This window comes from Bacillus sp. PSXD-155, from assembly GCF_049310765.1.
In the GTDB taxonomy this organism is placed as follows: Bacteria; Bacillota; Bacilli; order Bacillales; family Bacillaceae_G; genus Bacillus_A; species Bacillus_A cereus.
Genome location: NZ_JBMOWC010000006.1, coordinates 143,597 through 157,426 on the forward strand (window position 1 = coordinate 143,597; position 13,830 = coordinate 157,426).

Here is a 13,830-nt window from a genome sequence, read left to right on the forward strand (position 1 = left end):
TCAAATGACGATTTCTTAATTCTTCCGGTTATAAATAAAGCATTGCAAGGAGAGATTAAAAAGTGAAGCCAAGAGGCTGAATGTGGGGTAGGAGCGAGGAGAGTGAACAAGTTGAAATTAGAAAAATTTCGAAAAATAATAGGTCTTTGTCTCCTTGTTTCTTTAGTTTTTATTGGATGTTTTAAACCGCTTCGAACGTTTATTTCATCACCGAAACAACTTGTTGTTTTTGAAGGACAACAATCAGAAATATCATCATTACCAGTTTTCAAAGCTTCATCCACAAATCGTCATGTATTTACAGTGAGTTCGAATGAACAAAAACAAGGACTTATGGTAAATTCTCATCAAAATGGTGAAGCTGATATGGTATTTCAGCTTGCGGGTTTTCCAGTGAAAAAAGTAAATGTGAAAGTGTTAAAAGATTTTAAAGTGATTCCAGGTGGACAATCAATTGGTGTGAAATTAAATACAAAAGGTGTACTTGTTGTAGGCCATCATTTAATTCAAACTGAAAAAGGTAAAATATCTCCTGGTGAAACAGCAGGTGTACAAATTGGAGATATGATTACTGAAATTAATGGTAAAACCATTGAAAGAATGAGTGATGTAGCACCGTTTATTCATAATAGTGGAGAAACAGGTGAACCGCTTAATCTTGTATTGCTAAGAGATGGAAAATATATTCGCACGAAGCTAACGCCGCAAAAAGACAATGGTGAAGCGTCTTATCGAATTGGCTTGTATATCCGTGATTCGGCAGCTGGAATTGGAACGATGACATTTGTTCATCCGGATTCTATGAAATACGGGGCGCTTGGTCATGTTATTTCTGATAATGATACAAAAAAGCCGATTCAAGTCGAAGATGGACAAATTATGCGCTCGACAGTTACATCAATTGAAAGAGGCAGTCATGGGAATCCAGGCGAGAAATTAGCAAGATTTTCACCAGATCGTGAAGTGATTGGCAATATTACAATTAATAGTCCATATGGTATTTTTGGAAAATTAAATACGAATATGAAAAACGGTATAATGGATAAAGCAATGCCTATCGCATTATCTCATCAAGTAAAAGAAGGACCGGCAAAAATATTAACAGTTATTGATCAAGATAAAGTAGAAGCGTTTGATATTGAAGTCGTTAGTACAGTGCAGCAAAAATTCCCAGCTACAAAGGGTATGGTAATAAAAGTAACAGATAAACGTCTATTAGCGAAAACGGGCGGTATCGTACAAGGAATGAGTGGAAGTCCAATTGTACAAAATGGAAAAGTAATTGGTGCTGTTACACATGTATTTGTAAATGATCCAACATCAGGATATGGTGTTCATATTGAATGGATGTTACATCAAGCTGGAATTAATATTTATGATCAAGAGAAAAAAGCGAGCTAATACATATTAGCTCGCTTTTTCTGTTGAAAAATTCGTTGAAATTTTGTAAAAGCTCCGCAAGAGGTGTTTTTTGTTGTAAAATAAAAGAAAAGGGTTGAACGTTTCGTTGTATTTCTATGATGGAATGTGTTGCGAAAGGGAATAAATGAGCGATAAACATATTTTTTTGTGATTTTATCGGAAAGTAAGAAACTTTAAAAGGGAATTTTCACACAATTGTCGAACAATTCATGTAGCCTAGAAGGATACACATGTCGGAGAATCGATTCGGTAAGGGAGGAAAAGCTGTGGAGAAAATTAAAGTATGTCTTGTGGATGATAATAAAGAACTAGTATCAATGTTAGAGAGCTATGTAGCTGCTCAAGATGATATGGAAGTAATCGGTACTGCTTATAATGGTCAAGAGTGTTTAAACTTATTAACAGATAAGCAACCTGATGTACTCGTTTTAGACATTATTATGCCACACTTAGATGGTTTAGCTGTATTGGAAAAAATGCGACATATTGAAAGGTTAAAACAGCCTAGCGTAATTATGTTGACAGCATTCGGGCAAGAAGATGTGACGAAAAAAGCAGTTGACTTAGGTGCCTCATATTTCATATTAAAACCATTTGATATGGAGAATTTAACGAGTCATATTCGTCAAGTGAGTGGTAAAGCAAATGCTATGATTAAACGTCCACTACCATCATTCCGATCAGCAACAACAGTAGATGGAAAACCGAAAAATTTAGATGCGAGTATTACGAGTATCATTCATGAAATTGGTGTACCCGCTCATATTAAAGGATATATGTATTTACGAGAAGCAATCTCCATGGTATACAACGATATCGAATTATTAGGATCGATTACGAAAGTATTGTATCCAGATATCGCAAAGAAATATAATACCACAGCAAGCCGTGTGGAGCGAGCAATTCGTCACGCGATTGAAGTAGCTTGGAGCCGTGGGAATATTGATTCTATTTCGTCCTTATTCGGTTATACAGTATCCATGTCAAAAGCAAAACCTACGAACTCTGAGTTTATCGCAATGGTTGCGGATAAGCTGAGACTTGAACATAAAGCTAGCTGAGAGTAAAGATAGTAAGGGTTTACTCTTTAGCTAAGTCGACAAATTCTTGAAATCTATACTTAATATCAATTTTAAAACCAATAAACTTTTCACTCAATGACCAATGAATTTTATGATTCGTTGGTCTTTTTATTTTGTTGAGAAAAAGAGATTATTTCATACCATGGAAAATAAAACCTATTTTTAGTAATATTACATATAAGTGAGTTTTTTATAAGGTAATTAAATAGGTATAGATAGGGAGAAGGGGAATGAAAAATAAAATTTTAACTTGGTTAGGAATAGTAGCAGCTATGGGAGTTCTCGCTGTAGCAGTTACATTTGGAATGTTAGAACTTGCCGATAATCCAGCAGATAAAGAGGTGAGTGCTCAAATAGACAAAAAAGAAGACCAAACGATAGTAGGTAGAGAGGTGGATGGAGTCTTTGTTGATGTGTATGTTACTGAAAATTCTACTGAAAGCGAAGTCATTATAGCGATGCATCACATGACTCATCAAAAAGTGGTGGCAGAACGAAAATCGGGCTCTATCCCAATGGTTCAAAATAATGCTAAAAAGTTAAAAGAAATCATAAATAAGAGTAGCTTTGCGAAGAAAAATGAGCTTTTAGCAATTGCTGATAGATGGGTGAAAAAAGATTTTAGTAAAATTGTAGAAGATCACAATTATTTCTCGGATGCTCAAGAAGATAGCGTTTGTAAAGCAACTAGAGCAATGGATGCGTTAGAAGAGCAACATTATATTTTAACTACATTCGGGGAGGAAAAGGCGAAAGAACTATACGAATCAGGGGATGCTCCGCACGTTCAATAAAAAATAATATAAAGGCTTTCTAGTTTTGTATTATCGTGTTTTAAGGATGCAATGGGGACTTATAAATAAATAGTCTGCTTTCTTTATGACTTGTAACAAAAAAGAAAAGATATGATTCATTATTAAATGATGAAGGAACGGCTAAATTGCACCGAAGTACATCTATTAAAGAATTTTAGTAGGGAAAGTATCCATGGTATAATGGAGGGCAATAAAAAGCCCTGCAAAACAGGACTGTATTACTCTTCGTCTTTATTTTGTTTTTCTAATTCAACTAGCTTTTGAATTAAAATGTGCTGCGGCATATGCATGAGTTGTTCAAGTGGAACACCTAGTGCTTTTGATAAGCGGACTGCAGTATCTGGAGAAATTTGTAATGGTCTCATAGAAGTACCTCCTTTTTCGTATAGTATAGCATAAGATTGGGGGAGTGAGGATGACTCTTATATTTGCACATCGTGGTGCGGCTGGAACGTACCCAGAAAATACAATGATTTCATTTGAAGCGGCTGAGTCTTTTAGAGCGGATGGAATTGAACTTGATGTTCAATTAACGAAAGATGGAAAAGTTGTCGTCATTCATGATGAAACGGTGGACCGGACAACAAATGGAAAAGGTGCGGTTCGGAATTATGTATATGAGGATTTATGCAAGTTAGATGCAAGTTATAAATTTGGTGATAAAGTAGGGTTTTGTAAAATACCACTTTTAGAAGAGGTATTAGAATGGCTTGAACGAACGAGTTTGCTACTTAATATTGAACTTAAAAATAATAAAATTCCATACAGAGGTTTAGAGGAAGAAGTTATAACGCTTGTACGGAAATTTAGTTTAGAGGATCGCGTTGTATTTTCTTCGTTTAATCACTACAGTATGAAACGGTGCCATATGATGGCTCCTGATATTCAAACAGCTATTTTATATCGCGAAGGTTTGCATAGTCCGTGGGCATACGCAAAAAAAATGGGAGCTACAGCAGTACATCCGAATTATCGTTATCTTCAAGATGCTATTGCCGAACTAACGATGGAAAGTGGTGTAGAGGTTCGCCCTTATACAATTAATGAAGAAACGCTTATGCGTAAATATTTTGATATGAATATATCGGCGATTATTACTGATTACCCTGAAACGGCAAGAACGTTGTTGCCAATAAAAAAATGAGACCGCGTGTAACGGTCTCATTTTTTTATTTATAAATAGTGGGGCCTTCCTATCTTCTAAAGCGAGCTTGTACTTTATTTCGTTTACGGTCTCGGTGCAAGACGAAGCCACCGAAGATATAAAACCCGAGCCCGAAGCAGAGAGCACCGATTAAAAATTGTAACCACAGTATAGAGATTGGTGGAAATAGAATCCCGAATACAGTATCTCTCATTAACTTTATACCAAACACAGCTAATGAAATAGGGATGAGTGCTAATAGTAGAGCAACGTAACGCTGCATACATAACTCTCCTTTTCAGATTATTTCGTATATTTTAATGATGTTATACGGAAAGGTGGTTTGTCAAGAGGGTGCTGAACGAGTAAGATAAGGGTGTGAAAAAATTTGCAGAGTTACTTCGAGAGGAAGTGTAATATATGAAACAAAAAGTATTAATTGTTGGTGCAGGTGAAGGCGGGAGCGCACTGCTGAATCTGTTACATAGTTCGAATATATTTCAAATTATAGGGATTATTGATATAAATCCGTTGGCAAAAGGATTACAAATTGCTAAGGAATATGGAATTGCAATTGGAGAAAGTGTAACTCCATTTCTTTCTATGCATATCGATGTAATATTTGATATGACAGGTGAAGATGATGTACATAAAGTTTTATTGGAAAAAAAGAAAAAAGACACTCTTCTTATACCAGGTGATATTGCAAAAATTGTTACAGGATTAGCGCATGAGAAGGAAGGGTTAATTGGGCGGTTAGAGGAACAAACGCAACAAGGAGAATTAATTTTAAATTCTACGCATGACGGCATGATCGTAATTGATCGAGAGGGACAAGTTCGTCTTTTTAATAAAAGTGCGGAGCGTATTATCGGATATAAAAAAGAAGAGGCGATAGGAAAATATATTTTAGAAGTCATTCCCACTAGTAAATTACTTCGCATTATACGTACGAAACAAATAGAAGTAAATTATGAACTAACATTAGAGAATGGAAAGAAAATTATTACAACGCGTATACCGATATTAAAAGAAGGCGGAGAGGTACAAGGGGCATTTGCAATTTTTAAAGATATAACAGAAGTTGTAGATTTAGCGGAAGAAGTTACAGACTTAAAAGAAATTCAAACACTATTAGAGGCAATTATCAACTCATCTGAAGAAGCGATTTCGGTTGTGGATGAAAAAGGAAGAGGTTTAGTCATTAACCCGGCATATACGAAATTAACGGGTCTAACAGAAGAAGATATTATTGGGAAGCCTGCTACAACTGATATTGTAGAAGGCGAAAGTATGCATATGAAAGTACTTCGAACGCGTCGTGCGGTGCGCGGAATACATATGAAGATTGGGCAAAAAAAGCGCGATGTAATTGTAAACGTAGCGCCAGTTATTGTGGATGGAATATTGAAAGGAAGCGTTGGCGTTATCCGTGACGTGTCGGAAATTCAAAAGTTAACAAATGAATTGAATAGAGCAAGGCAAATTATTCGCACATTAGAAGCAAAATATTCATTTGATGATATTGTCGGAAATTCAGATGAAACAACGGCAGCTATCGAACAGGCGAAGCTAGGAGCGAATACACCAGCAACGGTACTGTTACGCGGTGAATCTGGGACTGGTAAAGAATTGTTTGCACATGCAATCCATAATGGAAGTAATCGAAAATACAATAAATTCGTCCGTGTAAACTGTGCGGCCATTTCGGAGACGTTGTTAGAAAGTGAATTATTTGGTTATGAGGAAGGGGCGTTTTCTGGAGCGAAAAGAGGCGGGAAACGTGGGTTCTTTGAGGAAGCGAATAACGGTAGTATTTTTTTAGATGAAATAGGGGAGTTATCTGCAAATACACAAGCGAAACTCCTTCGTGTATTGCAGGAAAAAGAAATTGTAAAAGTTGGTGGGACGAAAGCGATACCCATTAATGTTCGAGTAATTGCAGCGACACATGTGAATTTAGAAAAGGCTATTCTAGAAGGGAAGTTTAGGGAGGATTTATATTATCGATTAAATAAAATTCCAATTCAAATTCCATCTCTTCGTCAACGTAAAGGAGATATACCGAAAATTGCGGACAGGTTGATTCAAAAAATTAATCAAGATTATGGTCGTAATGTAGAAGGGCTCACTGATTCAGCTATTTTATATTTACAATCATACGAATGGCCAGGAAATGTGAGAGAACTTGAAAATATTTTAGGACGAGCGATTATTTTTATGAATTATAACGAGATCTATATTGATGTACAACATTTACCACCATTACATAATGAAGAGCAGGTGGAGTCAAAGCAATCTCATTTATTACCTGAATTAGAAGAAAAGCCACTTGAACATTTAGTAACAGAGTTTGAAGGGAATATTATTCATGAATATTTGGAGAGATTTGATGGGAATAAAACACAAACTGCAAAAGCGTTAGGAATTTCCGTTCGAAATTTATATTATAAGCTAGAAAAGTATGACCATGCAAAAAATAGCATGCAATAAATTGCGCACCGTGCAATTTATTGCATGGTATACAAAAAGTGACAAAATAAGACAGAATCTTTCGTTATTTTCCAAAGTATTGATTTTACTGCATTTTGAATGCGTTTTCATTATTGGTAAGACCACTTTTAAAAGTTGGCACGGTATTTGCTTTATAAATAGACGAGGGACGACGGAAAGGGTTGATTACAAAATATGAAGTTAGAATACTTAATTGATCAAGCAGCGGGAAAGCCTAAAAAAACTGTAGCTGTAGCAGTAGCTGAAGATCATGAAGTAATTGAAGCTGTAGCGAAAGCAATTAAATTACAGCTAGCTCAATTTCGTCTATATGGAAATCAAGAAAAAATAATGGGGATGCTACAAGAACATGGTTTACAAACTTCAGAACATGTTGAAGTGATTGCAGCAATGTCTAATGCAGAGGCTGCAGAACTTTCTGTTAAAGCTGTGAGAAATGGTGAGGCAGACGTGCTTATGAAGGGTAACATCCCAACAGCGAATATTTTGAAGGCTGTGTTAAACAAAGAGTGGGGCCTACGTAAAGGTAGCGTACTTTCACATGTAGCAGCATTTGAAGTTCCAAATTATGATCGTCTTATTTTCGTTACAGATGCAGCGATGAACATCGCACCTGATGTAACACAAAAAGCTGCTATTATACAAAATACTGTAGAAGTTGCCCGGGCAATAGGAATCGACTTGCCAAAAGTGGCACCAATTGCAGCAGTAGAAGTTGTGAATCCAGCGATGCAGGCGACAATTGATGCAGCGATGTTAACACAAATGAATCGCCGCGGACAAATTAAAGATTGTATCGTTGATGGACCACTTGCTTTAGATAATGCAGTATCACAAATTGCAGCAGAGCATAAAGGCATAGTAAGTGATGTAGCAGGTAAGGCAGATATTTTACTCGTCCCAACGATTGAAGCTGGAAATGTGCTATATAAATCACTCGTATACTTTGCGGATGCAAAAGTAGGAGCAATGATTGCTGGCGCAAAAGCACCGATTGTTTTAACATCTCGTGCTGATTCAGCAGAAACAAAAGTATATTCATTAGCATTGGCAGTTGCGACTGCTTCAAAATAAACCAAAAAGGGTAAAACATTAGGGGGAAACGACAATGACATTAGAAATCTTCGAATACTTAGAAAAATATGATTATGAGCAAGTGGTATTTTGTCAAGATAAAGAATCTGGTTTAAAAGCAATTATTGCAATTCATGATACAACACTTGGACCGGCTCTTGGAGGAACAAGAATGTGGACATATGATTCTGAAGAAGCGGCGATTGAAGATGCATTGCGTCTTGCAAAAGGGATGACATACAAAAACGCAGCAGCTGGTTTAAACTTAGGTGGTGCGAAAACAGTAATTATCGGTGATCCTCGTAAAGATAAGAGCGAAGCAATGTTCCGTGCACTAGGACGTTATATCCAAGGACTAAACGGACGATACATTACAGCTGAAGATGTTGGTACAACAGTAGATGATATGGATATTATCCACGAAGAAACTGACTTTGTAACAGGTATCTCACCATCATTCGGTTCTTCTGGTAACCCATCTCCAGTAACTGCATACGGTGTTTATCGTGGTATGAAAGCAGCTGCAAAAGAAGCTTTCGGTACTGACAATTTAGAAGGAAAAGTAATTGCTGTTCAAGGCGTTGGTAACGTAGCGTATCATCTATGCAAACATTTACACGCTGAAGGAGCAAAATTAATCGTTACAGATATTAATAAAGAAGCTGTACAACGTGCTGTAGAAGAATTCGGTGCATCAGCAGTTGAACCAAATGAAATTTACGGTGTGGAATGCGATATTTACGCACCATGTGCATTAGGCGCAACAGTTAATGATGAAACTATTCCACAACTTAAAGCAAAAGTAATCGCAGGTTCTGCAAATAACCAATTAAAAGAAGATCGTCACGGTGACATCATTCATGAAATGGGTATTGTATACGCACCAGATTATGTAATTAATGCAGGTGGCGTAATTAACGTAGCAGACGAATTATATGGATACAATAGAGAACGTGCACTAAAACGTGTTGAGTCTATTTATGACACGATTGCAAAAGTAATCGAAATTTCAAAACGCGATGGCATAGCAACTTATGTAGCGGCAGATCGTCTAGCTGAAGAGCGCATTGCAAGCTTGAAAAATTCTCGTAGCACTTACTTACGCAACGGTCACGATATTATTAGCCGTCGCTAATCATTCATATATAACTTTTACAAAAGGTGTGGTTACCTCTTATGAGGTTTCCGCTTCCTTTTGAATTTATTAGTGGAGGTAGCAACATTGTCTGTAAATCGAATTCTTGTTATTAACCCAGGTAGTACATCCACAAAAATTGGTGTTTTTGATAATGAAAGACCCGTTCTAGAAGAAACGATTCGTCATGACGTAGAACAGATTGGAAAATATAAGAGAATTATCGACCAATATGAGTTTCGAAAAGAAACGATTTTAGAAGTTCTACATTCTCATGGTATTAACATTTCAAAATTAAACGCTGTTTGTGGGCGTGGTGGATTACTTCGTCCAATCGAAGGCGGTACGTATACAGTAAACGATGCGATGTTAGAAGATTTGAAAAATGGCTTTAGCGGTCATCACGCTTCAAACCTTGGAGGCATTTTAGCATATGAAATTGCTTCTGGATTAAACATTCCTGCATTCATTGTGGATCCTGTCGTTGTAGATGAGATGGAGCCGGTTGCTCGTATAAGTGGTATTGCTGGTATGGAACGCAAAAGTATCTTCCATGCATTAAATCAAAAAGCAGTTGCTCGTAAAGTAGCTGAACAGTTAAATCACAAATACGAGGATTTAAATTTATTAGTTACACATATGGGTGGCGGTATTACAGTTGGTGCTCATAAAAAAGGAAGAGTAATCGATGTGAATAACGGTTTAAACGGAGAAGGACCATTTAGTCCAGAGCGCGCTGGTACAGTACCAGTAGGGCAACTAGTAGAAATGTGTTTCTCTGGTGAGTATTACCGTGATGAAATGATTAAAAAACTTGTCGGACAAGGTGGACTTGTAAGTTTAATCGGTACAAATGATGCGATTAAAGTAGAGCAAATGGTTGAAAAAGGTGATCCTGAAGCAACTCTTATTTATAAAGCAATGGCATATCAAGTTGCAAAAGAGATTGGCGGAGCTAGCGCTGTACTTCACGGGAAAATCGATGCAATCGTATTAACTGGTGGACTGGCATACAGTAAAATTCTTGTCGATGAAATAAAAGAGCGAGTGGACTGGATTGCAGATGTTATCGTACATCCAGGCGAAGATGAGTTAGAAGCGTTAGCAGAAGGAGCACTTCGTGTATTACGTGAAGAAGAAGCTCCAAAAGAATACGTTGTACGTGAAAAAGAAACGGTAGCTAGGGGTTGAGATAATGGCAAAAGAATATGATTTAGTCATCGTTGGCGGCGGTACTGGTGGATATGTTGCTGCAATTCGTGCATCACAATTAGGTTTAAAAACAGCACTAGTCGAAAAAGAAAATCTTGGTGGTACTTGTTTACACAAAGGATGTATTCCTAGTAAAGCTCTTTTACGTAGTGCGGAAGTATATGCAACTGCTAAAAAAAGCGAAGAGTTCGGAGTTATTGCAAGCAATGTAGAACTAAACTTTGCGAAAGTACAAGAGCGTAAAGAGAAGATTGTAACGCAGCTTCATAAAGGCGTTCAACATTTAATGAAACAAGGTAAAATTGATGTGTTTGAAGGTATTGGTCGTATTCTTGGCCCGTCTATTTTCTCTCCTATGCCAGGGACAATTTCAGTTGAACTTGCAAGTGGAGAAGAGAATGAAATGTTAATTCCAAAAAATGTACTTGTTGCAACAGGTTCTCGTCCAAATTCATTACCAGGTTTAGAATTAGATGGAGAATACGTAATGTCTTCGGATCATGCCCTAAAAATGGAAACGCTTCCTAGTTCGATTATTATCGTTGGTGGCGGTGTAATCGGTATTGAGTGGGCATCTATGCTTGCTGACTTCGGTGTAGAAGTTACAGTATTAGAGTATGCAAAAACGATATTACCACTAGAAGATCAAGACGTTTCAAAAGAAATGCAACGTCTATTCAAGAAAAAAGGTATTAAAGTGGTAACTGGTGCAAAAGTATTACCAGAAACATTGGTAAAAGATAATGGAGTAACAATCCAAGCTGAACACAACGGCGAAAATAAAGAATTTAAAGCAGAAAAAATGCTTGTATCTGTAGGAAGACAAGCGAATACGCAAAATATTGGCTTAGAGAACACAGATATCGTTGTGGAAAAAGGATACATTCAAACAAATGAGTTTTATCAAACGAAAGAATCGCATATTTACGCAATTGGAGATGTAATTGGTGGCCTGCAACTTGCTCACGTTGCTTCTCATGAAGGAATTGCTGCAGTAGAACATATTGCAGGGAAAGAAGTTACACCAATTGATTACTCTATGGTATCAAAATGCGTATATAGCAGTCCAGAAGTTGCTTCTGTTGGCTTAACAGAACAAGAAGCGAAAGAAAAAGGCTATAAGTTAAAAGTAGGTAAGTTCTCATTCCGCGCAATCGGAAAAGCACTTGTATACGGAGAATCAGATGGTTTCGTAAAACTTGTAGTTGATGAAGAGACAAATGACATTCTTGGTGTTCATATGATTGGACCACATGTAACAGATATGATTTCTGAAGCTGGTCTTGCAAGAGTACTTGATGCAACACCTTGGGAAGTAGCACATACAATTCATCCGCATCCATCATTATCTGAGGCGATTGGTGAAGCAGCACTTGCTGTAGATGGAAGAGCGTTACACGCATAAAAATGTGGATTTAGGAGGTTATGAAAAATGGCAGAAGTAAAAGAAAAGCGCCATGAAGAGCTTGGCTTAAGTGATGAGCAAGTATTAGAAATGTTCCGTACGATGTTACTTGCACGTAAAATCGACGAACGTATGTGGTTATTAAACCGCGCTGGTAAAATTCCATTCGTAATTTCTTGTCAAGGACAAGAGGCTGCACAAGTTGGAGCGGCGTTCGCTCTTGATAGAGAGAAAGATTATGCATTACCATACTATCGTGATATGGGTGTTGTACTAGCATTTGGTATGACAGCTAAAGAGCTTATGTTGTCTGCTTTCGCGAAAGCTGGAGATCCAAACTCTGGTGGTCGTCAAATGCCTGGTCACTTCGGTCAAAAGAAAAATCGTATTGTTACAGGTTCATCTCCAGTAACAACGCAAGTACCACATGCAGTTGGTATTGCACTAGCTGGAAAAATGGAGAAGAAAGATTTAGTAACGTTCGTTACATTTGGAGAAGGTTCTTCAAACCAAGGTGACTTCCATGAAGGGGCAAACTTTGCTGGTGTACACAAACTACCTGTTATTTTTATGTGTGAAAATAACAAATATGCAATCTCTATTCCGGTTGAAAAACAATTAGCATGTAAAAACGTATCAGATCGTGCAATTGGTTATGGTATGCCTGGATATACAATAGACGGAAACGATCCGCTTGCAGTATATAAAGCTGTAAAAGAAGCAGCAGATCGCGGTCGTCGTGGTGAAGGCCCAACTTTAATTGAAACAGTATCATATCGTTTAACAGCACATTCTAGTGACGATGATGATCGTGTTTATCGTGATAAAGAAGAAGTAGAAGAAGCAAAGAAAAAAGATTCAATTATAACATTCGCGGCTTATTTAAAAGAAGCTGGTGTGTTAACTGAGGAATCGGAAAAACAAATGTTAGACGAAATTATGCATATCGTAAATGAAGCAACAGAATATGCAGAAAATGCTCCGTATGCAGCACCTGAAGATGCATTGAAGCACGTATACGCAGAATAGGGGGGAACGTTTCATGGCTGTAATGTCTTATATTGATGCTATTACATTAGCAATGCGCGAAGAAATGGAACGCGATGAGAAAGTATTCGTTTTAGGAGAAGATGTTGGTAAAAAAGGTGGCGTGTTTAAAGCGACACACGGTTTGTATGATCAATTTGGTGAAGATCGTGCGCTTGATGCACCGCTTGCAGAATCTGCAATTGCTGGGGTAGCAATTGGTGCAGCAATGTATGGTATGCGTCCAATCGCTGAAATGCAGTTTGCTGATTTCATCATGCCAGCAGTAAACCAAATTGTTTCTGAGGCAGCAAAAATTCGTTATCGTTCTAATAATGATTGGACTTGTCCAGTTACAATCCGTGCACCATTTGGTGGGGGTGTTCACGGTGCATTGTATCATTCACAATCTGTAGAAGCGATGTTTGCAAACCAGCCAGGTTTAAAAATCGTTATCCCTTCTACACCATATGATGCAAAAGGCTTATTAAAAGCAGCCATTCGTGATGAAGATCCAGTATTATTCTTCGAACATAAACGTGCATATCGTTTAATTAAAGGTGAAGTGCCGGAGGATGACTACGTATTACCAATCGGAAAAGCAGATGTAAAACGTGAAGGTGATGATATTACAGTTATCACGTACGGATTATGTGTTCATTTTGCTCTTCAAGCAGCTGAAAAGTTAGCACAAGATGGCATCTCTGCACACATTCTTGATTTACGTACTGTATATCCATTAGATAAAGAAGCAATCATTGAAGCAGCTTCTAAAACAGGTAAAGTTCTTCTTGTAACAGAAGACAATAAAGAAGGAAGCATTATGAGTGAAGTGGCAGCAATTATTGCTGAAAACTGTCTATTTGATTTAGATGCGCCAATCGCACGTCTTGCAGGTCCAGACGTTCCAGCAATGCCATATGCACCAACAATGGAAAAATTCTTTATGGTAAATCCAGATAAAGTTGAAAAAGCAATGCGTGAACTTGCGGAATTTTAAT

13 protein-coding genes are annotated in these 13,830 nt (G+C 37.4%); 11 read left to right on the forward strand and 2 right to left on the reverse strand.

The annotated features are described in order from the left end of the window. Positions 1-102: 102 nt before the first annotated feature. From spoIVB to ACO6VI_RS08960, 3 genes are all read left to right on the forward strand, one after another. The gene (gene spoIVB, locus ACO6VI_RS08950) at positions 103-1,401 is read left to right on the forward strand and encodes a SpoIVB peptidase (protein WP_063548618.1); all 1,299 of its coding nucleotides are present in this window, start codon (positions 103-105) and stop codon (positions 1,399-1,401) included. A gap of 287 nt (positions 1,402-1,688) precedes the next feature. Further along, positions 1,689-2,483, forward strand: a complete 795-nt coding sequence (spo0A, locus tag ACO6VI_RS08955; protein WP_011110369.1) for a sporulation transcription factor Spo0A — start codon at positions 1,689-1,691, stop codon at positions 2,481-2,483. Between the two features lie 251 nt (positions 2,484-2,734). Further along, entirely contained in the window at positions 2,735-3,298 is a 564-nt protein-coding gene (locus tag ACO6VI_RS08960) for a PRK06770 family protein (protein ID WP_000790987.1), read from the forward strand. Between the two features lie 239 nt (positions 3,299-3,537). Here ACO6VI_RS08960 and ACO6VI_RS08965 read toward each other — a convergent pair whose 3' ends face one another. Continuing rightward, positions 3,538-3,684, reverse strand: coding sequence for a YycC family protein (locus tag ACO6VI_RS08965; RefSeq protein WP_001247671.1), 147 nt, complete (start codon positions 3,682-3,684; stop codon positions 3,538-3,540). A 50-nt stretch (positions 3,685-3,734) separates the two neighbouring features. Here ACO6VI_RS08965 and ACO6VI_RS08970 point away from each other — a divergent pair, with 50 nt between their 5' ends. Beyond that, a complete protein-coding gene (locus ACO6VI_RS08970; protein WP_000172589.1) occupies positions 3,735-4,463 on the forward strand; it encodes a glycerophosphodiester phosphodiesterase in 729 nt (242 codons plus the stop codon). A gap of 49 nt (positions 4,464-4,512) precedes the next feature. On the opposite strand, the gene ACO6VI_RS08975 is transcribed toward ACO6VI_RS08970, so the two are convergent. Next, positions 4,513-4,746 carry a DUF2627 domain-containing protein gene (locus ACO6VI_RS08975; RefSeq protein ID WP_001190211.1) on the reverse strand — a complete coding sequence of 78 codons (234 nt, stop codon included), beginning with the start codon at positions 4,744-4,746 and terminating at the stop codon, positions 4,513-4,515. A 137-nt stretch (positions 4,747-4,883) separates the two neighbouring features. Between ACO6VI_RS08975 and ACO6VI_RS08980 the strand changes: the two genes are divergently transcribed. From ACO6VI_RS08980 to bfmBAB, 7 genes are all read left to right on the forward strand, one after another. Then, on the forward strand, positions 4,884-6,956 hold the full coding sequence (locus ACO6VI_RS08980) for a sigma-54 interaction domain-containing protein (protein WP_023522991.1): 2,073 nt from the start codon (positions 4,884-4,886) through the stop codon (positions 6,954-6,956). A gap of 195 nt (positions 6,957-7,151) precedes the next feature. After that, the gene (gene yqiS / locus ACO6VI_RS08985; protein ID WP_023522989.1) at positions 7,152-8,051 is read left to right on the forward strand and encodes a phosphate butyryltransferase; all 900 of its coding nucleotides are present in this window, start codon (positions 7,152-7,154) and stop codon (positions 8,049-8,051) included. A 34-nt stretch (positions 8,052-8,085) separates the two neighbouring features. Next, positions 8,086-9,186, forward strand: coding sequence for a leucine dehydrogenase (locus tag ACO6VI_RS08990; protein ID WP_000171355.1), 1,101 nt, complete (start codon positions 8,086-8,088; stop codon positions 9,184-9,186). A gap of 87 nt (positions 9,187-9,273) precedes the next feature. Further along, a complete protein-coding gene (buk, locus tag ACO6VI_RS08995) occupies positions 9,274-10,377 on the forward strand; it encodes a butyrate kinase (protein WP_000115781.1) in 1,104 nt (367 codons plus the stop codon). A gap of 4 nt (positions 10,378-10,381) precedes the next feature. Further along, positions 10,382-11,803: a dihydrolipoyl dehydrogenase gene (gene lpdA, locus ACO6VI_RS09000; RefSeq protein WP_001051295.1), complete on the forward strand. Its 1,422-nt coding sequence runs from the start codon at positions 10,382-10,384 to the stop codon at positions 11,801-11,803. Positions 11,804-11,830: 27 nt separating this feature from the next. Further along, complete coding sequence (gene bfmBAA, locus ACO6VI_RS09005; protein WP_000852551.1) at positions 11,831-12,832, forward strand: 3-methyl-2-oxobutanoate dehydrogenase subunit alpha; 1,002 nt, start codon at positions 11,831-11,833, stop codon at positions 12,830-12,832. Between the two features lie 13 nt (positions 12,833-12,845). Next, positions 12,846-13,829: a 3-methyl-2-oxobutanoate dehydrogenase subunit beta gene (bfmBAB, locus tag ACO6VI_RS09010; protein WP_000290071.1), complete on the forward strand. Its 984-nt coding sequence runs from the start codon at positions 12,846-12,848 to the stop codon at positions 13,827-13,829. The last annotated feature ends 1 nt before the right edge of the window (position 13,830 follow it).

What these genes read in the sequence shown, in the direction of transcription:
- yqiS (WP_023522989.1), top strand. Translation starts at nt 7,152, where the DNA reads ATGAAGTTAGAATACTTAATTGATCAAGCAGCGGGAAAGCCTAAAAAA.
- ACO6VI_RS08975 (WP_001190211.1), bottom strand. Translation starts at nt 4,746, where the DNA reads ATGCAGCGTTACGTTGCTCTACTATTAGCACTCATCCCTATTTCATTA.
- lpdA (WP_001051295.1), top strand. Translation starts at nt 10,382, where the DNA reads ATGGCAAAAGAATATGATTTAGTCATCGTTGGCGGCGGTACTGGTGGA.
- ACO6VI_RS08960 (WP_000790987.1), top strand. Translation starts at nt 2,735, where the DNA reads ATGAAAAATAAAATTTTAACTTGGTTAGGAATAGTAGCAGCTATGGGA.
- bfmBAB (WP_000290071.1), top strand. Translation starts at nt 12,846, where the DNA reads ATGGCTGTAATGTCTTATATTGATGCTATTACATTAGCAATGCGCGAA.
- ACO6VI_RS08965 (WP_001247671.1), bottom strand. Translation starts at nt 3,684, where the DNA reads ATGAGACCATTACAAATTTCTCCAGATACTGCAGTCCGCTTATCAAAA.
- ACO6VI_RS08980 (WP_023522991.1), top strand. Translation starts at nt 4,884, where the DNA reads ATGAAACAAAAAGTATTAATTGTTGGTGCAGGTGAAGGCGGGAGCGCA.
- ACO6VI_RS08990 (WP_000171355.1), top strand. Translation starts at nt 8,086, where the DNA reads ATGACATTAGAAATCTTCGAATACTTAGAAAAATATGATTATGAGCAA.
- ACO6VI_RS08970 (WP_000172589.1), top strand. Translation starts at nt 3,735, where the DNA reads ATGACTCTTATATTTGCACATCGTGGTGCGGCTGGAACGTACCCAGAA.
- bfmBAA (WP_000852551.1), top strand. Translation starts at nt 11,831, where the DNA reads ATGGCAGAAGTAAAAGAAAAGCGCCATGAAGAGCTTGGCTTAAGTGAT.